A 19,896-nucleotide genomic window follows, 5' to 3' on the forward strand; every position below is an offset into this window, starting at 1 on the left:
CTATATTTTTGCCATCCTGGATATCTACGGGATGGTTTCAACCTCATTGGTACGCTAGACTTGAGCCAATTTGATTTAAGGATAAAGGTTGATGAACAGATTAAGCAATAAAGTCATCCTGGTTACAGGAGGTGCTTCGGGTATTGGTGAAGCAGCTTGCCGTTTACTTACCAAAGAGGGAGCACTAGTTGCCTTACTCGATATCAATATAGAAAAAGGAGAAAAAATTGTTGCCGAAATCAAGTCTCAGGGCGGACAAGCTAAATTTTGGCCAATGAATGCGGTTCTTGAGAAAGAAGTGCAAACCACCTTTTCTCAGATTATTGAAACCTGGGGTCGAATCAATGTACTGGTCAATAATGTAGGTATTATTGGCGTTAATAAACCCACTCATGAACTCACCGAAGCGGAGTGGGATAAAGTAATGAACATTAATGTAAAAAGTGTTCTCTTCTGCACCAAATATAGTATTCCTCACCTGAGAGAAGCAGGTGGTGGCAGTATTATCAACATGTCTTCTTTACATGGTTTAATTGGTACACCAGATTACCCGGCTAACCATGCTGCAAAAGCAGCAGTTCGCTTAATGACTAAAACAGATGCCATGCTTTATGCGAAAGACAAAATTCGTGTTAACTCCATCCATCCCGGCTACATTTGGACGCCGCTGCTGGAGGAGGTAGCACGTAAATCCGCAATAGGTTATGAGGAATTTATTGCCCAGCACAATACAATTCAACCCATTGGCCATATAGGACAACCAGAAGATATTGCTTATGCCATCGCCTACCTTGCTTCCGACGAATCACGCTTTATGACAGCTAGTGAGCTAGTGATTGATGGTGGTTTATCAGGCGGTCAGCTAATTGCAAGCGGTTAAAAGTAGTATCCTATCGAGCTACGGTTCTTTGTCTTTTTAGCCCTAGACCCAGAAATAGGGATCAGTCATACTAGCTAAGTTCCTTGTGGAACTGCATTGCGTTGGACCCTCTTAATGAGTTATTTAAAGGAATAGTTATGACATTTATCAAAAATATTGGTTTTATTTTTCTAGCGGTCTATTTAATCTTAGTTGCTCTTACTACTTTAGCGCCAGGTATCGCCATTCCAAGTATAGTAGTTGCAATTGTCGCTCTGGTCGCTGCCATTTTTATTCTTATTGGTAAGTAACTCGTGTTCTACACAAGCAACATTAGCCGGGAACTTTACTGTCCCGGCTAATGTTGCTTATCTGAATCTTTTAATCCCAATCACAGCTCAATCTGTTTTTCCTTTACATTGATCTGCAGTTACATAAACAAGATAAGGTTGCTGTCCTTTTCTATCCACACGGTAGATAAGTCCCATATTATGTTTAAAAATAAGGTGGCATCTTTGCTTTTACAAACTGCTTCCCCACTAAATATCTCATTCAATCTCTTCTGCACAAGCGCTGGACTAATTTGCAGAGTGACTTGTTGTATTGGATTTAAATTAACGAATCGATAATAGAAAACCATGTTATTTCCTTCAACAGCTACTTTGTACCACTCTAATTTCTCCCCCCACTTTATGGGTAATTCTTTGTTTTTAGCCTGTATTTTTTGATCAGTTGCTCGCGAAAGTCTTCTTTTATCGCTTCATATTCGTAGATAAGATAACTATCAGTTAATGATTTAAAAATACTCAATGCAATAACAATTTTTGCCATAATTGGCCACAGGCGTGATCCTTTATAGTTTTTTGAACTTCGTCCTACTACAATCCATAAAAACAGGGCATACAGCAGCTCAACCGCTGTCATTACGTAAATGGAAAAAATTTCCCATACCGAAGCAGAACTATAAAAATACTCAATAAGATAAAAAAGACCCTGAAGTAAGATCGTACCACTAACAGCAAATACCCAAAACGTTAACCATAATGGGTACTCTCCCCGCCATAATTTTTTGAGCATGGTCATCCTTTAAGTTCTTGCTTTCAAGAAGATAGCTATTTTAATCTTCTTTCTCGCTAAACGCGTTACCCAATCATTGATTACTATTTAAAACAGCCGTTATTTTTTGCATCGGACAGCATGAATATCATCATACGGGTAATCTGCGAATAACTCTTCATCATCCAAGGCTGTTTCTTTGATACCCTCTTCGCAAGGTACATCCATACGCTTAAGAGTCCAGGCACCATGGGTATAAACCCGCGTATTTACCAATTTTACGATTTGATGCAGGAGAAATATCCGTTGACTGCCCAATCCCCGCATCGCTTAACGCTTTCTCAATTTTAATAGTAGTAGCAATCCAGTGATAACTCTTAAATTCAAAATTAGCATTACAATAAACAACGACTTTCTACCTCACATCGTTTATTCTTTGAGCATCCGTAATAATCAGCTTACTCTTGCAACCTTACCTTTAAAAGACCTAAAATTACACTGCCCAGCGCAGGCCGCAATGATTGGATGATAACCGCTCCATCGCTCTATGATTTACTGCGCCTGGCGCTATTCTACGATAATATTGGGCCACCAAATCTTCAAGTTTTTCTGGTTTAAATACACCTAAACCTCGTTTGCTTGCTGTTTTAAAGCGAGTTGAGATTCCGCCACTTGTTGGCATGACAAGTAATCTTGTGGATATCTTCCATCGGGAGAGTAATAAAAAATCGGCATTTCCCTACTCAGACAACATCTGCTGAAAATTAAGGATTCAACTACAAACAATCCTCGACATAATGCGCTTCCTGATTTCTGCCACTATAAATTTGCGTAATCACTTTACCATCAGTTTCAAAGCGAATAGCACGGTCCTTCGATTTCTCAATAAGGGTCAGATAATGACCGTTTTGATCATAGTGATGGGGTTCCATCTCTAGCTTCCCAGCATATAAGGCCTGTACCTGCGCTTCCGTATCGCCGATTTTGCTCCTTTTGAGGTGGAAAAGGAAGAAGACGTTATATTAATACGTACAATTTTATCCCCCGAAATCATAAAGGATAAATCCTTAATTCCTTTGAGACTGACATAAAAACAACTTTCATCTTCAGCTTGATCGAGATCAGGTTTAGTGGAAGTAAATTTCATACCACTAACCTTCTCAGCTTGTTTTAAGGTCATACCAATTTGGATAGGTCCAAAACCTTCTGGCGATAATTGCCAACCGCTTATAGTTGACGCAAATAAATTACTCGCCAGCCCCAATGATAACAAAAATATAAAAATACGTTGCATCATCAAATCTCCGATTTCTCTGAAAAAATCTTGCCTCAGATTAGTTATTTTCTCTTGTTAGAAATGGTAGCTCAAAAAAACCAACAGTTTTTTATTAATACTATCTTAATCTTTACTTAATTTAAGCCAGCTAGAATAGCGAACTTATTTTTTAGTTAGGTGATAAAGTGAAATTTCTTATAAAGAGCATTGATGAGAGCACGTTTGAATTATCTCTTGATGAAAAATCCACTGTTCTCGATTTAAAATCAAAAATAGTAGACTATTATAAGGAAACATTTGGATCGGAATGTACTGTTAAAGATAGTGACGATCTGCGAGTACTTTTTAACAGGAAAGCCTTACTAACTAATCACGTCAGTTTGGTACAACTATTTGATAGCGAGCAGATAAATCTTTTACACCTTATTGTCCCCAAACGTCATCGCGATCAGCGCTATATTGCTAAAGAAATCAATGAATTTTTTCAGATAGCATTGTCAGCGATCTTAATTTGGTAGGTATTAGGAAAACGCTTGGTTACCTTACTATCACTGAAATTGCTGAGGGCGGCTACAATATTGAAGAATTAAAAAACGCTTTTACGCAAAAAGGAATTACAACTTATATTCATGAAAGAAAAGGCTTTTTTATGCCTATGATAAAATTTCTTTGCAAGCGCTTTTAAATTCCAATCGTACTTGTTTAGAAGCAAATGGTTGGCCTGTAGACGCCGATGAATTTGTTCGGCAATTGACTGATGTTACAGCCAAAGAACCTCAGTTATGGGATCTCATTCATCGAGCATTTACTGATCCTTCTTGTGTTCTAACCACCAACACGACAACTACTTCCGAAATTACAACCATTAATTTGTTAAATCCGTTCCCAAGTAAGTAATAACCTTTTGACTATTCCAGATAATAGTAAACAACCGAAAAAATGGGGACCGAAACGCCCCTTAATACGTTGGCCTAAGGCGTTTTCAACGAAGCAGATCAAGAGGGCTAAATAGCGCCTCTCCCTAAAAGCAAATTCTTAATCTGAATGGCAAATACCTATTTAGCGAATAAGAGCAATTCTGACATAGCCCGAGGACGTCAGTAATCGCGTTATTCCGTTGACTGCTGTCCCTGCAATTTATTAATTGTCTCTTTTAATCCAGCCGGAGAGCCTATTTCATAAAAACGCTCAAACACTTCATAACCATATAATTCTCCCTGAAGAGATAAATCGTGGAAAAATTCAGCCAAATCAAATGATTCCCCTATAGGTAAACGCTCTAAAAGAGATGCAGATAAAATACTTAATCCATAATCGATATATTTCATGTTAGGCGAAGGTTTCTGTTTGTTATATTCAATAATTTTATTGTCATGAAATAAGACATTACTCTTATCCCCCTGATTTTTATTTTTAAATACTGTCATTAAGGCAGGCTTGCCGCTTTCATGAAAACATCGCTCTACAGCTCTGAAATCAACAGGAAGATAGGAATCACCATAAAGAATAAAAAAGCATCCCCTAAAAGCGTTAAGGCTTGTCTTAATGCACCACCCGTGCCGAGAAGATGAGGGCCATCCCAAGAATAACGCACTTGTAAATCGTAGGCAGAACCATCACCCACAATCGCCTCAATTTGCCCACCTAAATGACCTACACAAAGGACCACGTCTCTTATCCCCTGCTGGTGTAAATAACGGAGTTGATGATTAATAAAAAATTCGCCTGCTACTTTTACCAATGATTTAGGAATTTTTTCAGTAACAGGAAGTAAACGAGTCGCTAGCCCGCCGGCTAAAATAGCCACTGGTAAACTCATGTACAGCGTCCTCCCTCTTATTTAAGTCAATTTAGTAACTAACACCTTGATAAATATTTGCAGACAAATAGATATAATGATATCAATGAAACTCCCATCTCATGGGAGTATAGATTTTTGGACAGGCCATTAACAGATGATAAATAAGCAAAAAACAATGCATCGTCTCGCCTTGCGGTGATTGGCGCGGGGCCATCGGGTCTAGCTGTCAGCCTTTTTCTAAAGGATACACCCGAGATCCTGGAAAGTAAAAATCACGTTGGCGGGCATGCTTCATCGTTCTTCACCAACGGCTTTACGTTTGATTATGGCCCACACATTTTATTTTCTCGCGATAAAGATATTTTAGATTTTATTGTTGCCACCTTAGGAGAGAATGTTGCCCGATGTCGGCGTAACAATAAAATCTCCTATAAAGACCGATTGCTCAAATACCCTTTTGAGAATGACTTAAAAGCGCTATCGCTGGAAGACAATTATGACTGTATCCGTCATTTTATTTTTAATCCGTATAAAGAAAAATACGCAAACCCAACCAATATGAAAGAATGGTTTTTAAAGACCTTTGGCGAAGGGATTTGTTCACATTATTTATTTCCCTACAATGAAAAAGTATGGAATATCCCGGTAGAACAACTGTCAATGTCCATGGCCGATCGCATTCCTAATCCTCCTCCTGAAGACATTCTCAAATCATCTCTGGGGTATACAACTGAAGGCTATTTGCATCAACTCTATTATTTCTATCCACAAACCGGTGGCTATCAAGCAATTAGTGAAGCTTGGAAGAAAGCGAGTCTCATTAACTATCAATTTACCGTTGATAGAGTCCAATTCGTTAACGGCAAAATCAGATTATTTGATCTACATGGCAATATGAAAGAGTACGAACAAATTATCAGTACAATGCCTGTTCATGACCTCGTTACCAAGTTAGATATAACGATACCGGATGACATTAGATTAGCTGTCGAAAAATTAATTGTTAACCCTATGTTTGTTGTTTCTTTTGGTGTACGTGGTGTAGATAACCACCAATATACCGCGGTTTATTTTCCAGAAGTGGAATTCCTGGTTAATCGAATCAGTTATCCTTGTACATTTTCTGCAGCGAATGGACCAGAGGGACATTGGAGTTTACAAGCTGAAATCACTTGCGCCAAAAATTCCACAACCTGGACTAGATCAGATACAGATATTTTAATGCACACTAAACTAGGCCTGCAAAAACGGAAACTGTTGCCTCCTGACGACGAAATTGTTTTTGAAAAAATTGACCGTATAGAGCATTCTTATGTTGTTTACGACGTCGGCTATGAAGAAAATGTTGCGAAAGTGAGGTCTTGGTTTGCTTCCCTTGGGATATATTTATTGGGTCGTTTTAGTTATTTTGAGTATATTAACGTCGATATGGCAGTCGACAGAGCAATTAAGCTCGCCGCAACATTAAATGGTGATAAAGTGGATTGTCATCAAACCAAAGTACTCTATTTAAAAGATGCTTTAACTAAACTAACCGGATCTGCTTTATGTCAGATGTAAATTTCATTTTGGATTTTCACAAGAATAAAGATTACCCTTATCTGGAAGAAATTAATGAAGGTATTGTAAAGCAAATACCAGCGGCCAAAAGCTCAGCAGCTATTTTAGATATAGGCGCAGGTAGAGGCCTCTTGGGTGCTGCCTTAGCTCAACTTGGCTATGAAGTGTTTGCTCTGGAATCAAATGCCTTAATTGCTGAAGAAGCAAAGAAGAGAGTCCATCAAGTCATCTGTGCCGATATGCATGAAGTGGCAACTGTACGAGATGTCTTGCAAGGTAAAAATTTAATTACCTTGTTTTTCTGATGTGCTAGAACATGTTTATGATCCCTTACAAATTCTGCGAGATTATCAGGAATTTCTTCAACAAGATGGAAAAATCCTGATCTCACTCCCCAATGTAGCAAATTGGCTCAATCGCTTACGCTTGATCTTTGGGATTTTTAATTATGAAATGACAGGCGTCATGGATCGTACTCATATACGTTTTTTCACTTTTCGCTCTGCTAAGAAAATGGTTCAAGCCAGTGGCTGTCGTATTGAAAAAGTAGACTGCACACCATTCCTTGTAAGAGCTTTTCTACCCATTATTAAATCTCTATTTGCGAGTAACAAACGCGATGACACGAGCTCCATTATTACATCACCTTATTATAAATTTTATTGTAAATTCTTATATCCTATTGAATATTGGATTAGCCGACTGATGCCTGGCTTATTCGCCTTTCGTATTATCTTGGTTGCAAGCAAAATAGCTGGAGAAACAACTGAATGAGCATTACAACAGATCCTACAGGAAAACGTGTTACTGTTGCCATGATTACCAAAAATGAAGAAAAAGCCGTAGGAAGCGTTATTCAAGATATCAAACAGGTTGTCCCTGATGCTGAAATTATTATTGTCGACTCCAGCACCGATCAAACAGCAACGATTGCCGAGGAACTGGGAGCCGGAGTAATTCGCCAAATTCCTCCTCGTGGCTATGGTCCAGCGATGGAACGCGCATTACGGGAAGCAAATCGCGACGTTATTATCACTCTGGATTGTGATAATACTTACCCCAGCAAGAAAATTCCTGAACTTGCTTCACTAATACTCGATCAAGGCTATGACTTGGTTGATGCATCACGACTACGCAAAAAACCACAAGCAATGCCCTGGCCTAACTATTTTGGCAATGTCGCGTTTGCCTGGCTAGCCAGTCTATTATTTTTTAGACATCTCACCGATCTGCACAGTGGAATGCGAGCCTACCGAAAAACCATGATCGATGCTTTACAATTTGACGCTCAAGGAGCAGCCCTCCCTGTTGAGCTACTCTTAAAACCAATCATATCCGGTTATAAAGTACATACCGTGTTTATTGATTATCACGAAAGAATCGGACAGAGTAAAATGAATGCGTTAGATACGAGTTGGTGGACTATAAAGCGCATCATTAAAGTCAGGATGCATTCATAAAATTACCAATGGCGTCTGGTAGCCAAATCCAAGTTAACTTTCTGATTTTTATTATTTTGTTCATATAGAATTTAAATTTTAATCCCCGACAAATTGCAGAATAAACCTTTTGCAATTACAGAAGAAAAGACTTACATTACAATTGAAACCCGTTAACTCCTAGCTGGAGAAATCTTCGATAATTAAATTTTAGCCCTATTTGATCGCATGAAGCCGAAAAATCTTTAATGAAGAAGAACAACAATGGTCTATACCAAACAACATTTGAACGAAACAATAGAAATTCTTAATCAGCTAGATGTTAATGCAATCGAACAAATGGTTACTTGCCTTGCCAACCTCAAAGAAACGGGAGGACGCCTATTCTTCCTAGGTGTTGGAGGAAGTGCAGCCAACTGTTCACATGCAGTCAATGATTTTCGCAAGATAATTGGTATTGAAGCCTACACACCTACTGATAATGTCGCAGAACTTACCGCTCGAACTAACGATGATGGATGGGCAACAACCTTTGTCGAATGGTTAAAAGTCAGCAAACTTTCAACCAAAGATATGGTGTTTGTGTTCTCGGTGGGAGGTGGTAATTTAGCTGAGAATGTCAGTCCAAATCTTGTGATGGCCTTACAATATGCAAAGACAATAGGAACAAAAATAACGGGGATTGTAGGACGAGATGGGGGGTTATACAGCCCAAGTGGCGGATGTTTGCATTATTATTCCAACAATTAACAAGGAAACAATAACACCGCACACCGAAGCGCTACAAGCAGTGGTTTGGCATTTGTTGGCCTCACATCCAAAATTGAAAGACAAGACTAAAATGTCCGCTCGGTTCACCTGAGGAGCTCTTTGTGAGGAAGTATGATGAACGAAAAATTGAGCAATTAAAGGTAAAATATTTTCCGATGGCGCTGACAGAACAAATATCCTGGCAATGCACCACAAGCCTTATATTAAGGGATGGACTACTAATCCAACACTAATGCGCCAGGAAGGTATAATGGATTACCAAGCCTTTGCGCAAGAAATTCTTACTCTTATTCCTGACCAACCTATCTCTTTTGAAGTACTGTCAGATGATTTTAGTGAAATGGAACAACAAGCGCTGCAGATTGCTTCATGGGGCGACAACGTCTATGTCAAGATTCCAATTACCAACACACGGCGTGAAACCTGTCATGCTTTAGTGAAAAGGCTAGCTGCTCAGCACGTTAAATTAAATATAACAGCTGTGATGACCTTGGAACAGGTTCGTCATATTACGTCCGCATTGTCTCCAGAGGTACCTAGTTATATTTCCATATTTGCTGGCCGTATTGCAGATACAGGGTTAGATCCCCTACCCATAATGGCAGAGGCTTTAGGGATCATGAAAGCAAATCCCTTAGCCGAATTAATCTGGGCCAGCCCGCGTGAACTGTTCAACATATTTCAAGCAGATGCTATTGGTTGCCACATTATTACTGTCACTAAAGATATTCTGAAAAAACTACCCTTGATTGGTTATAATTTAGAAGATTACTCTCTCGATACAGTAAAAATGTTTTACAACGATGCGATGGCAGCTGGATTCGAGTTATCCCGTTAGGAGAGGCCATGATTATTGCTCGTAGTCCATTGCGGATTACACTAGGTGGTGGTGGAACGGATTTGCCGTCTTATTACCACGAACATGAGGGATTTTTAATTGCAGGAGCAATTAACAAATACGTCTATGTCACCGCAATGAGACCCTTTAGCAAAGGAATTTATCTCAAGTATTCTGAATTGGAGCATGTCAGCTCTGTGGATGAGATAAAACATCGCATTATTCGAGAGGTTTTACGCTTACCCGAGTTGCATTCGAATCAAATTGAGCTTGCTTCCCTGGCTGATATTCCAGCTGGTACAGGTCTAGGTTCATCCGGCAGTTTTACTACCGCTTTATTAGTCGCACTCTATGCTCATAATCACAAATTGATTTATCCTCAAGAATTAGCCGAATTGGCCTGCCGTATTGAAATAGAGGGTTTGGGAGAACCCATTGGTAAACAGGACCAATATATCGCTGCTTACGGTGGTTTAACTTGTTTTACCTTTCATAAAAATGATCAAGTAACAGCAAGCTCTCTAACTATTTCGAAAGATATGTTGTTTGATTTAGAAGATAATCTTTTACTTTTTTACGGGTTATTCAAGAAGCGCGGGGAGTATTCTCCAAGATCAAAAAGATAAAACCCAAGAAGGCGATGATAAAATGCTACAAAATTTACATTTTATCAAAAAATTGGGTTATCAAATCAAAGATGCTTTGGAGCAAGGCAATGGCCTTCGCTTCGGTGAGTTGATGCATGAACACTGGGAGTATAAAAAGCAGCGTTCGACCGGTATGAGCAGTGAACAAATTAATGCATGGTACGAACTTGGCATGAAAAATGGTGCTGTTGGTGGGAAATTAGTCGGTGCTGGCGGCGGTGGTTTTTTAATGTTTTATGCTACTGATCGGAATAAACTGCGTCACGCAATGCGTCGAGCAGGTTTGGAAGAGGTTCGCTTTAGTTTTGATTTTGAGGGAACAAAAGTGGTACTTTCATGAGCCAAAGCACACAATTTGCTTTTACGACTGAAAAATGGCTTTGCCGTTGGGCAATAATTACCTATGTTCTTATGGTGTACGCTTTTTACCCAGCTTTTCATTTATCATTCAACGCCGTACCTCAAAGTTTATACCAATATTTAACAGAGAGTTTTTTATCTGGGCATTTAAATTTACTCGTATCACCTTCACCTGAATTACTTCAGTTAGCAGATCCTTATGATCCGATCCAAAATAGTCACTTTCGATTACATGACGCCTCTCTTTATAAAGGCAAATATTATCTTTATTTTGGCCCCCTCCCAGTTGTCGTGTTTTATCTGCCCTTTAAGTTATTAACAGGTTACTACCCTTCGGGCGGCTTGGCCTCATTCGTTTTCCTTTCATCAGGATTTATAGTTAGTTTTTATTGCTAATAAAAATTAAAGAACGCTATTTTCCTCGTGTTTCGGAACTTCAGTTAGTCTTAATGGCCTCACTATTAGGATTCGCTAACGGCGCTCCTTTTTTAATGTCCAGGCCTATAACCTACGAAGTTGCAATTGCTGCTGCTTATTGCTTCATGAGTTTCGCTTTATTTTTCCTCTATAGGATTTTTCAGCAATATAAAACAAACGATATTGTTCTGTTCAGTCTTTGCTTATCCTTGTGTGTAGCTGCAAGACCACATTTTGTTTTAGTTTGTTTTTTATACTACCCGCACTTTTAATTTATCTGTTCAGGCTCACTACCAAAAACCGGTTCACATTGGTCATGGCCTTATTTATTCCAGCAGCGATTGTTGGGACTCTTTTAGCACTCTACAACTACTTGAGATTTGGCTCCATTTTCGATTTTGGTCATATTTGGCAACTTTCATGCAACAACATAAAGGCGTTGCATCTTGAATTAGCTGCCTTGGGAAAAATTCCTCGTAATCTTGCTTATAGTTTTTATTTCTATTTCTTACAGCCATTCACAGCAGGTCTTACTTTTCCCTATTTAGGACTGCGCTGGCATAAGTGTTGGTACCACATTGATAATGACTATTATCTTGAAGCAGTTGCCGGCGTGTTAACGACTACCCCGTTTATTCTTTTAATTTTGGCCTTGCCCAAACTGCTTAGAATCTATTTCAAAGAAAACAAAACAGAGATAATTCCTTTACTTCATTTTTTGCGCGTTACTTTTTTATTCCTCTTATTATTGTCATTTTTCTGCTTTTCCTCCCCTTCGCTGTGCAGCGCTATCAGGTAGATTTCATTCCCTATTGGATTATGCTTGCAATTATTACGCTTTGGTTATACGAAGATTATGCAGGCCATTCAACGTGGTTTAAATTAGTCAAAGTTCTTTTTGTCATCTCTGCAATCATTAGTGTTTATATGGGTATCAGTTTCGGCCTGGCCTACTGGATTTTGGTGTAGCATAACCTGCATCTTTTTCTTTATTGTTTCGTTGATGTCTTGTACTAAAAGCAAAATCTACCAATTATGCCAACAGCTCTAATTCCTTAATCATCGCCAAAACGGATGCTTCCATTGCCTGAGCCGAGTTTCGTTGACAACGCCATCCTAAGGAATGCATTTTCTCGCTATTTAAACGCACGACAGGAACATCGCCTTTCCATCCTCTATCACCACCAGAAAATCGAAAATTGACTGGCTCTTTTATCGCCATACATTTCACAACAATTTTAGCAATATCATGGACACTTATATAATCGCCAGTAGCCACATTATATACTTCATATGTTTGCGTTAATTGGCTATTTGCCAGTAAAACTGCAGCAATGACATCTTGAATATGGATATACGATTTGCTTTGTGTGCCATCGCCTAAAATTTCCAGGATACTCGGATCGTTTCTAAGCTTTCTTATAAAATCATACCCCACTCCATGTGTTTGACGCGGCCCTACTACATTCGCAAAGCGGAAAACGCAAGCGGTCATATCAAACATATGACAATAACTGCAAATAAACGCTTCACTGCCTAATTTACTTGCTCCGTAGGTAGAAATAGGATACATACCGCCTTGATTCTCAGGACTTTCTATATCGACTTCACCATAGACTCCGCTACCAGAGGTGTAGATAATGCGCTTCACCTTTGCCAATCGTGCTGCTTCTAACACTTGGAAAGTAAGATAAATGCCATCTGTAAAATCGATACCTGGCTCCTTGACTGCTCGAGCAATATCTGGATTAGCAGCAAAATGCATAACAACCTCATGGCCTGCGATTGCCTTATTCAGTTTGTCGCTCTCTTTAACATCACCGTTAATCACTGAAAAACGCGAATCACCCTTATGCTGTTGATAATGCCATGCTTTACCAGAGGAAAAATTATCATACACAGTTACTTTTTGAGTTGTTTTCTCCGCTAACAATGCATCGACAAAATGAGAACCTATAAAACCTGCTCCACCGACAAGAAAATATGTTTTGAAAAGCATTTTTATCCCTGAATTTAATCGGCTAATCTTTGTCAGTACTATAAAATATTATTTTTATAATCAAAGAGTTCTCGCCAAGATAAATTGGATGAAACTGTATACACAGACTCTTATTGACATAAATTTTAGATTAAGTTTGCTCTTCTTAAAGACAAGAAAATGTATGTATACCCCATTGATCACTCCTTGCTGTTTCAAACCACCTCTGCTCCTTTAGCAATAGCTAGGAAAATTATTTTGGCCAGTATTTTACTGTCAGAAAACTTGAGCTCATTGAAGCTGCTATTCATTGTTGTTTTGGCGATAACATTTGTAAAGGAAATTTCGGCCATCCATGATACCTGTTGACGACACTGTCCCAGGTAGAATCTGTATAGAAGGAATTGCTCAAATTACAGCGCTTGAAAGTGCAGTTCAAGCAAAAGACATCAGCTCTCTACAAGCTGAAAATAGATGGCATATATTTAGACAATAGATTCAAAGAAGAAGGAAGATGAGACGAGCCTGGATTCCACATTGGTTATTTAATCACTTTTTCAATGTACGCCAAGAGTTTTTGACTCCTGGCAGGACTCAAAGTAATTATGGAGGGCATTACATTCCTATGTTCGCAGCCAGAAAAGCGTCGGCTCTACGATCTGGTAGATGAGTTGCCATTGTAATAAGTTGTGATGTAAAATTGAGCAAGTTAAATGTTAATGAAGCAGTAAGACTGGTTAGTACGACTGGAGTCATTGCTAGTCCTAAAACAGCGGCTCCGACACAAGCCGAAGTAAACGCAAAAAGCTGTCCTGAAACATATATTTGCTGTCAGTGTTGTCATCTGTGCAAGAAAAGAAGCATCACGTTTAGGCTCGCTGATTAACATTTTGTGTACAACCATAGCTGGAACAATTAAGAGCGCGCCTCCAAGAGCACAAGCCCCAGCCATTGTGGCTATAGTTCCCAAAGTAGGTATGGAACTTTCAGCAGCAGATAATAAAAGGGAACCAAAAACACCTTTTCTTGCACCACCGAGCGCCCCAAGCGCAACATCACCTGCTAATTGCAGCTTGGTTCTATCCTTAAAAAAGTCAGTCATTTTTAGTTTTCTTCGTTGAACAAATTTAGGTGCGATTGTAATCAAATTAAATAGTCAATATCAAGCTCATTAACTCGTCATATTCTGGACTAAATCCAAGCTACTACAGATATTGCCCTTACAAATAATAGGATATCTCCGTTATTAGAGTCATATCTCTATCTCACTGCAAGGCACTGTACTTCTAATACTTTATTTTCATTATTACCACGACTTAATAAGTCCAAGCACGGATAGGGACAGTCACCTTCCCTACTCGTGCTTGAGTCACGAATTTCCTCAATTAATATCCGTTCTATAAGGGATGAGAATAGGAGATTTTTTTGCACTAGCTCTATGGCAGATACGTCAATGCCAAGTGCATCCCAAACTTGCAGAATACACTGATCAACAAAGGTCTTTTCTTCCTCTATCTTACTCGAGGAATACTTTTCTTGAAGAGCGCTATAATTTTCTTCATCTTCCGATAAGATCGCTCTTAGTTTATCATGCAAGCGATTAAATATAGCAAACCACTCATTGAGCACAAACAATAATACTATAGAACCAAGGGCACCGAAGGTGTTTGTATTACCTTTAATATAACTTACCACATCACCAAGTAAGTTAATTTTTGAAACAGCATCGTAGTTAGGCGATGCCAAAAGTGCATGGATATAAATCATACAAGGTCCAGGCATACCAGCTCGAACTTGCGTCATTACTCCCATTTTTTCTAATTTTTTAAGTCTGTCATCAGCATTAACCTCTTTCATTTCTTTAAGAATTGTCAGCGAAGCTAATAGATGCGCAATAGCAGGTACGCCAGCTTCAATGGATGAAGGTAGATACAGATTTTTAAAGGATTCTAAAACAGGATTTAATAACCTCTTGATACAACTTAACTCATCTTCAGCGTCCCAACTAATCTCAGGCAACTCTGGAGCATAACTCCCCTGTGTTATGGATTGCATGTACTCATATACTGCGTTAGACAAAGCAATCTCTTTTTCACGGAGCGTGCCTTCTCTTGCTTGTAACGACTTTGAATAAAAAAATTTTGCAAACATTCACTTCTCCAATTACTGATTCTATTATCCCCGTGAATTTTATAATTTTAATTCACCATCCAAGCTAACCTATAAATATTTTTGTACAGTCGTAGTCATGGTGGTACTCGGTTCTTGTCCCTCTGACATACCCACAAAAGCTTCCTCTAGATAGTTCATCCAAGAATCTTTTTTATCCCAGGCAGAGTCTGGACATAAAAGCTCAGCATCATAACCGTCCATGGGCAATCGGCTTAACTCCTCTAATGCAGCTTGCCCCTGCTGAAATGCTTGTTGTACAGCGTCTTCTTTTGCATTTTCTAACATATCACCTAATGCTGCCATATGAGGTGGGCATAGATATTTACAATGATTAATCTCAAGATATCGTGCTTCCAATATAGAGTAGGAACCTGTTGCCATAGAATATCGGGCATCACGCAAGCCACGCATTAGTATTTGCGTACTTTCAGTACGTGGTATAATGCTACAAGGGAATTCACGCAGAGCACATGCTTTTTTCCATCTCTTACACTCAATACTACCTGGAATCGCGCCAATCAGAAGAACCGGGTAATCTTTCCTAGAGCCAAGCTCAATCTTTTTAGCAATATTTTCTAGAAAAGCCTCCCCATGCCCATCTGGCGCATCTTTACTGCAATAAATAACAATTAATTTATCTTGGCCTGTCTTACCAGTATCGTGCATGTTTGACTCATAGTCCTCACCAATATGTAACTTCCATTTTTCTCGTACTTTAGGATCTTTAATCGAGTGTTTTGTTAAAGCTGGTAATATCGGAAAACCTCCCTTGGCTCTAACCCCAGGTTGCAATGCATATACATAGCGATATTTCTGTCTTTCTTGCAATGCCGTCACAAAACCATTGACATTAATACTCATGCCAGGCACACAACTTAGTACTACTTTACAGTCTTGAGGGATTTCGAGTGCCGTCTTTAAATATTGTGCAGTGATAGGCTTTTGGGCATGAGCCCATCCGGCCATTACAAATACATCCAAGTTTCTTGTCAGTTCCGTGAAGTCTTGCCAGCGTGCTTTGTCTTCACTTAAATTTTCAGGTATTTGGACGAAATGATCTTCCACCAAGTTATATTCCTTTTTGGTCATTAGTAATTCTGTAGGCATATAACATGTAAAAGAGTTGATGATTCTAAGCTCATCGTTGCTTAAAGAGCTAATCCCTTTCTTCACCTTTGTTCGTAGTTGCACTAATGATCTAGGCGCAGTCTCTAAAGAGAATTTTTTAGGCTTTGATTCCACGCTCCTATAGTAATCGATACTCCGATCCTTTAAAACATATAAAGGATAGTTGTCCTCACACTCTGATTTTTGCTCCGAAATATAACAGTTTCTTTGCTTCAAGTTCGGCACATTCTCATTCTCATTTAGCGTAAGTTCTAACGCCCCGCCGTTACCTTTCTTATATAAATAATACTTGTCTTGATATTTAATATACCAGGTTACAGTACCATCCAAGGTATTGAGTGAGTTTCCTGTAATATTTTTTGAGCTAATATACCTGCATTTTACGCCAGTAACACTTTTTTCAAATGAGCTTTCAGCAGTTAAGAACCGCCAAACTTGCCCTTTGAGCTCTCTGTCTTCCAAATTCTTTATCCATTTTGCTTCAATTTTTTCAGCTCTTGCTTCCGATGCTATATCATAGCTAAGACATAAATGGACTTCGGTGTCCTTTTCCAAATTTTGAAGCAGATAGGATTGAAGAATATTTAAAAGAGCCTCATCTCCACCAGTATCATTTTCAAGCCGAGTATAAAGTAATATTCTCATGTGTATCTGTTCCTAAATTAATTTTTAGATAACCAACATGACCGAATACTTTACATAGTGATTATTAATGTTTTATTAAGTAATTAATCTTCTGTAATGTAACTACCTAAAAATATTAGAAATTTTCTTACTCTTGATGAGTGACTACTCAACTAACAAACAGCAAAAGCCAACTAAAAGTTTTCTGAATCAGTGACAATGCCCACGAATTTAGAGACAGGTTGAAAGCACTTGTTAACACGATGGGATGTAACCAAAAATGCTTTCAAAAACCACAAAAATAAGACTCTCTCCTGAGCCTTAAGAACAAAGAAGATCAACCTTTAGGTTCAATCGGCATTAGCGGAGCCAATCCGGAATTGGATGGCCGCTGTGCACAAGCCGCTCTCGATGCAATCCAAGACTACTTAAAAGAATGGCTCGGGATTATAAAATATGCCATATAAATAAAATATGCCATATAAAATATACCAATTAACCTAGTGAAAATTAAAAACTATTTAATATAATGAATATCAAGTAAAAGTGGGTATCTTGATGAAGTACTTTAAATTATGAATCAGAACTATTCTGTGGTACTTCTCTTGAAGCTTCTTATGAGAGCATGTAGAACTTTTCAGCAAGCTTCATCTGGCCAACTTGGATCGCGATCGTTGATAAAAAACTGGCCTATGTATTCATTGGCCTGGGAAGTCTTTACTTCAATAATCTTTATGCCATCATACAACCAACAATAAATTATTCAAGTGGTGTGGGCACCCCCATTACTACTTCAACCGCAGATAGTCTGGATAAGGGCAGTTGGTCGTTTAGCGGCCGATCAGAATATTATCGCTTTAAACCTCTGTCAGATCAGATCTTGTTAGCTGATCCTATATCAGAAAGCCAACAGGCCCTTTTAGTCAATTATTTAATGATCAACTATGGTATAACAGATCACCTCACGCTTGGCACAACGTTACCTCACACTCGTCATTATCAATTACGTGCGGCCGTTCCTGATGAGGAAGGTTTTTTTCTGAAGCCGCTAATCTGGGAAACATATCCGGTATAGCTGATGCAAATCTTTTTGCGTTTTTGGCATGTGCTCGATGATAACCAATTTCCCTTATCAACTGCCCTTATTTTTGGTGTCAATGCTCCCATCGGTAGAACAAATGTAATGACTAACTATGGTGTACCTTTTGCAACTTCGGATCAACCCGGTACCGGTTCCTGGGACCCTTTTGTCAGTTTGGTTTTTTCTAAAAAATGGGGGGATCTTTCTCTCAACGCTGACTGTACTTATACGCACACAACGAAAGGGGCCCAAGCAACTACCTTAGGCAAGGTAGTAGATTATGATTTTGCGATAGTTTATCCCTTAATTGCTCAAAATAATAAAGACAAAACGGTCAACTACACGATTGATGGCATTGTTGAGTTAAACGGTGAATATTTCACCCAAGATACAATTGCCGGAATAAACGATCCTAATAGCGGAGGCAATAGCCTCTTTTTCTCACCAGGATTCCGAGTCAACATAGCAGACAAGCTCTCTTTCTATCTTGGTGTCGGCTTTCCTATTGCTGAAACACTGCGCGGGACACAAGTAAACTCGAAATATGGAATAATTAGCGGCATTGATCTAGTTTTATAACGGTATTGCTTTCCCTGCCCCAAATCCTAGATCTCTTTCTAAATTCACTAAAGAGGTCTAATGGACCACTTTTAATTCCTGCTCGCCAAAACCAAGCTCATTAACAACCTTGGTTTGCTCACGAATCATGAGGAGAAAGGGAATAAACCCGAGAGATAACACGAAAGATAATTGATATAAACCAACCCATCCCAACCACATTTGCAACATAGCAGCAACAGGGCCCGAGAAAACACGTGGTAGTGTTGATAATGCCACTAAGAGAGAAAACTGGGTTGCAGTAAAAGATTGATTTACCAGACGCATAAAAAAGGCAACCAGAGCAGTCGAACCCATGCCTGCAGCAAAATTATCACAAACGACTGCCGTCGCAAATAAGGGTAAATTTTTGCCGCATATTGCCAGAGCAATAAATAATACATTCGTAATTGCCTGGATTAAACCAAAAACAAGTAAGGCACGAAATAATGACCAGCGTATTAATAGTAAACCAGCAGCCAATCCGCCTAACAAGATGGAACTAATACCCATCATTTTATTAACGTAACCAATAGTATCCAACGAAAAACCAATCCCTTGAATCAAGAAGGGCATCACAATACCACTTGTCGTTGTTGTAAATGCCTCCCCTAATTTGTAAAACAAGATAAAAAACAATAAGGGGATAATACCGCGCCTTTTGCCAAGCTCTTTGAGTGGTGCGACAAAGGATTCCACAAAATTGATTTTATTTTCGATATGTTTTGAAGGCTCACTACTCCACAAAATCGCCATGACGCCAAACAACATGAGAAACCCCATCAGGCGATAAGTAAAAGCCCAACCAAAATGCTTGGCTATGATTAAGGCAAAACCACCAGCAATAAGTAGAGCAAAGCGATAACCAAAAACAGCTAATGAGGCGCCTATCCCGTGTTCAACTACAGGTAAATATTCAACTCGATGCGCATCAATAGCTACATCTTGGGTAGCCGAAAAACAAGCCAATATAAATGCAATAATCGCCATAAGTTCTGGCGAGGTATTAGGTGAAAACCACGCCATCCCATTAAAGCCAATCAATAAAGCAAATTGCATAGTCAAGATCCAACTTCGCCGCTTTCCTAGTGACGAAAGTGAATATCGATCAAGTAATGGTCCCCAAGCAATACGATAAGCATAGGGCAAACTAACCAGACTCAGCATACCAGTTGCCAAGACTGACATACCCGTATCAGCAAACCAGGCTTGCAAAGTACTACTGATTAGCGCTAAAGGAAGCCCTGAAGAAAAGCCCAATAAGAAAACAATCAATAGGCGTTTGTTCATGC

Annotated in this window: 28 protein-coding genes; 16 read left to right on the plus strand and 12 right to left on the minus strand. The window is 39.0% G+C overall.

The genetic code is table 11. The features are described from left to right. Positions 1 to 91 precede the first annotated feature (91 nt). A complete protein-coding gene (locus BN58_RS14990) occupies positions 92 to 880 on the plus strand; it encodes an SDR family NAD(P)-dependent oxidoreductase (protein WP_019217513.1) in 789 nt (262 codons plus the stop codon). Positions 881 to 1,017: 137 nt separating this feature from the next. Then, positions 1,018 to 1,170: a hypothetical protein gene (locus BN58_RS31890; protein WP_019217514.1), complete on the plus strand. Its 153-nt coding sequence runs from the start codon at positions 1,018 to 1,020 to the stop codon at positions 1,168 to 1,170. Between the two features lie 379 nt (positions 1,171 to 1,549). Here the strand turns inward: BN58_RS31890 and BN58_RS15005 are convergent, their stop codons facing one another. The 5 genes from BN58_RS15005 to BN58_RS15025 form a co-directional block, all read right to left on the minus strand. Further along, complete coding sequence (locus BN58_RS15005; RefSeq protein WP_019217516.1) at positions 1,550 to 1,936, minus strand: hypothetical protein; 387 nt, start codon at positions 1,934 to 1,936, stop codon at positions 1,550 to 1,552. 99 nt (positions 1,937 to 2,035) lie between these two features. Next, positions 2,036 to 2,242 carry a hypothetical protein gene (locus tag BN58_RS15010; protein ID WP_019217517.1) on the minus strand — a complete coding sequence of 69 codons (207 nt, stop codon included), beginning with the start codon at positions 2,240 to 2,242 and terminating at the stop codon, positions 2,036 to 2,038. Between the two features lie 166 nt (positions 2,243 to 2,408). Continuing rightward, positions 2,409 to 2,597, minus strand: coding sequence for a hypothetical protein (locus tag BN58_RS15015; protein ID WP_019217518.1), 189 nt, complete (start codon positions 2,595 to 2,597; stop codon positions 2,409 to 2,411). A gap of 94 nt (positions 2,598 to 2,691) precedes the next feature. Further along, positions 2,692 to 2,847, minus strand: a complete 156-nt coding sequence (locus BN58_RS31100) for a hypothetical protein (RefSeq protein ID WP_019217519.1) — start codon at positions 2,845 to 2,847, stop codon at positions 2,692 to 2,694. A 2-nt stretch (positions 2,848 to 2,849) separates the two neighbouring features. After that, on the minus strand, positions 2,850 to 3,212 hold the full coding sequence (locus BN58_RS15025; RefSeq protein WP_019217520.1) for a hypothetical protein: 363 nt from the start codon (positions 3,210 to 3,212) through the stop codon (positions 2,850 to 2,852). A gap of 164 nt (positions 3,213 to 3,376) precedes the next feature. Between BN58_RS15025 and BN58_RS15030 the strand changes: the two genes are divergently transcribed. Both BN58_RS15030 and BN58_RS15040 read left to right on the plus strand, forming a co-directional pair. Then, positions 3,377 to 3,709: a hypothetical protein gene (locus BN58_RS15030; RefSeq protein ID WP_019217521.1), complete on the plus strand. Its 333-nt coding sequence runs from the start codon at positions 3,377 to 3,379 to the stop codon at positions 3,707 to 3,709. Positions 3,710 to 3,860: 151 nt separating this feature from the next. Continuing rightward, complete coding sequence (locus BN58_RS15040) at positions 3,861 to 4,088, plus strand: hypothetical protein (protein ID WP_019217523.1); 228 nt, start codon at positions 3,861 to 3,863, stop codon at positions 4,086 to 4,088. A 212-nt stretch (positions 4,089 to 4,300) separates the two neighbouring features. On the opposite strand, the gene BN58_RS31895 is transcribed toward BN58_RS15040, so the two are convergent. Both BN58_RS31895 and BN58_RS31900 read right to left on the minus strand, forming a co-directional pair. Continuing rightward, complete coding sequence (locus BN58_RS31895; RefSeq protein WP_198009916.1) at positions 4,301 to 4,618, minus strand: glycosyltransferase family protein; 318 nt, start codon at positions 4,616 to 4,618, stop codon at positions 4,301 to 4,303. Positions 4,619 to 4,653: 35 nt separating this feature from the next. Continuing rightward, positions 4,654 to 5,010 carry a sugar phosphate nucleotidyltransferase gene (locus tag BN58_RS31900; RefSeq protein WP_198009917.1) on the minus strand — a complete coding sequence of 119 codons (357 nt, stop codon included), beginning with the start codon at positions 5,008 to 5,010 and terminating at the stop codon, positions 4,654 to 4,656. Positions 5,011 to 5,187: 177 nt separating this feature from the next. Between BN58_RS31900 and BN58_RS15050 the strand changes: the two genes are divergently transcribed. From BN58_RS15050 to BN58_RS15095, 10 genes are all read left to right on the plus strand, one after another. Next, on the plus strand, positions 5,188 to 6,552 hold the full coding sequence (locus BN58_RS15050) for a protoporphyrinogen/coproporphyrinogen oxidase (protein WP_019217524.1): 1,365 nt from the start codon (positions 5,188 to 5,190) through the stop codon (positions 6,550 to 6,552). Then, positions 6,540 to 6,857, plus strand: coding sequence for a methyltransferase (locus BN58_RS15055; protein WP_019217525.1), 318 nt, complete (start codon positions 6,540 to 6,542; stop codon positions 6,855 to 6,857). Before BN58_RS15050 ends, BN58_RS15055 begins: the two co-directional genes overlap by 13 nt. Position 6,858: 1 nt before the next feature. Further along, positions 6,859 to 7,326 carry a methyltransferase domain-containing protein gene (locus tag BN58_RS15060; protein ID WP_019217526.1) on the plus strand — a complete coding sequence of 156 codons (468 nt, stop codon included), beginning with the start codon at positions 6,859 to 6,861 and terminating at the stop codon, positions 7,324 to 7,326. Further along, a complete protein-coding gene (locus BN58_RS15065; protein WP_019217527.1) occupies positions 7,323 to 8,012 on the plus strand; it encodes a glycosyltransferase family 2 protein in 690 nt (229 codons plus the stop codon). The genes BN58_RS15060 and BN58_RS15065 overlap by 4 nt, the downstream gene beginning before the upstream one ends. A 243-nt stretch (positions 8,013 to 8,255) precedes the next feature. Further along, entirely contained in the window at positions 8,256 to 8,741 is a 486-nt protein-coding gene (locus BN58_RS26015; RefSeq protein ID WP_232220680.1) for an SIS domain-containing protein, read from the plus strand. A 166-nt stretch (positions 8,742 to 8,907) separates the two neighbouring features. Continuing rightward, positions 8,908 to 9,600, plus strand: a complete 693-nt coding sequence (locus tag BN58_RS15075; RefSeq protein ID WP_083852226.1) for a transaldolase — start codon at positions 8,908 to 8,910, stop codon at positions 9,598 to 9,600. Positions 9,601 to 9,608: 8 nt separating this feature from the next. After that, positions 9,609 to 10,226, plus strand: a complete 618-nt coding sequence (locus BN58_RS31905) for a GHMP family kinase ATP-binding protein (protein ID WP_198009918.1) — start codon at positions 9,609 to 9,611, stop codon at positions 10,224 to 10,226. A 22-nt stretch (positions 10,227 to 10,248) separates the two neighbouring features. After that, the gene (locus tag BN58_RS31910) at positions 10,249 to 10,587 is read left to right on the plus strand and encodes a hypothetical protein (RefSeq protein ID WP_198009919.1); all 339 of its coding nucleotides are present in this window, start codon (positions 10,249 to 10,251) and stop codon (positions 10,585 to 10,587) included. After that, positions 10,584 to 11,003 carry a hypothetical protein gene (locus BN58_RS15085; protein ID WP_019217529.1) on the plus strand — a complete coding sequence of 140 codons (420 nt, stop codon included), beginning with the start codon at positions 10,584 to 10,586 and terminating at the stop codon, positions 11,001 to 11,003. Before BN58_RS31910 ends, BN58_RS15085 begins: the two co-directional genes overlap by 4 nt. Positions 11,004 to 11,340: 337 nt before the next feature. Beyond that, complete coding sequence (locus BN58_RS15095; protein ID WP_019217531.1) at positions 11,341 to 11,823, plus strand: hypothetical protein; 483 nt, start codon at positions 11,341 to 11,343, stop codon at positions 11,821 to 11,823. Positions 11,824 to 12,057: 234 nt separating this feature from the next. On the opposite strand, the gene BN58_RS15105 is transcribed toward BN58_RS15095, so the two are convergent. The 4 genes from BN58_RS15105 to BN58_RS15130 form a co-directional block, all read right to left on the minus strand. Continuing rightward, positions 12,058 to 13,023 carry an NAD-dependent epimerase/dehydratase family protein gene (locus tag BN58_RS15105; protein WP_019217533.1) on the minus strand — a complete coding sequence of 322 codons (966 nt, stop codon included), beginning with the start codon at positions 13,021 to 13,023 and terminating at the stop codon, positions 12,058 to 12,060. A gap of 688 nt (positions 13,024 to 13,711) precedes the next feature. Continuing rightward, complete coding sequence (locus BN58_RS15120) at positions 13,712 to 14,104, minus strand: hypothetical protein (protein WP_019217537.1); 393 nt, start codon at positions 14,102 to 14,104, stop codon at positions 13,712 to 13,714. A 158-nt stretch (positions 14,105 to 14,262) separates the two neighbouring features. Continuing rightward, entirely contained in the window at positions 14,263 to 15,153 is an 891-nt protein-coding gene (locus BN58_RS15125; RefSeq protein WP_019217538.1) for a hypothetical protein, read from the minus strand. Between the two features lie 69 nt (positions 15,154 to 15,222). Next, complete coding sequence (locus BN58_RS15130) at positions 15,223 to 16,947, minus strand: hypothetical protein (RefSeq protein ID WP_019217539.1); 1,725 nt, start codon at positions 16,945 to 16,947, stop codon at positions 15,223 to 15,225. A 751-nt stretch (positions 16,948 to 17,698) separates the two neighbouring features. On the opposite strand from BN58_RS15130, the gene BN58_RS15135 reads away from it, so the two are divergent. After that, a complete protein-coding gene (locus BN58_RS15135) occupies positions 17,699 to 18,001 on the plus strand; it encodes a hypothetical protein (RefSeq protein WP_019217540.1) in 303 nt (100 codons plus the stop codon). A 3-nt stretch (positions 18,002 to 18,004) separates the two neighbouring features. Then, positions 18,005 to 18,586, plus strand: coding sequence for a hypothetical protein (locus BN58_RS28875; protein ID WP_019217541.1), 582 nt, complete (start codon positions 18,005 to 18,007; stop codon positions 18,584 to 18,586). Positions 18,587 to 18,643: 57 nt separating this feature from the next. On the opposite strand, the gene BN58_RS15145 is transcribed toward BN58_RS28875, so the two are convergent. Beyond that, positions 18,644 to 19,894 (minus strand): AmpG family muropeptide MFS transporter, encoded by a 1,251-nt coding sequence (locus BN58_RS15145; protein WP_019217542.1) that lies wholly within the window; start codon positions 19,892 to 19,894, stop codon positions 18,644 to 18,646. Positions 19,895 to 19,896 lie beyond the last annotated feature (2 nt).

The organism is Legionella tunisiensis (genome assembly GCF_000308315.1).
Lineage (GTDB): Bacteria > Pseudomonadota > Gammaproteobacteria > Legionellales > Legionellaceae > Tatlockia > Tatlockia tunisiensis.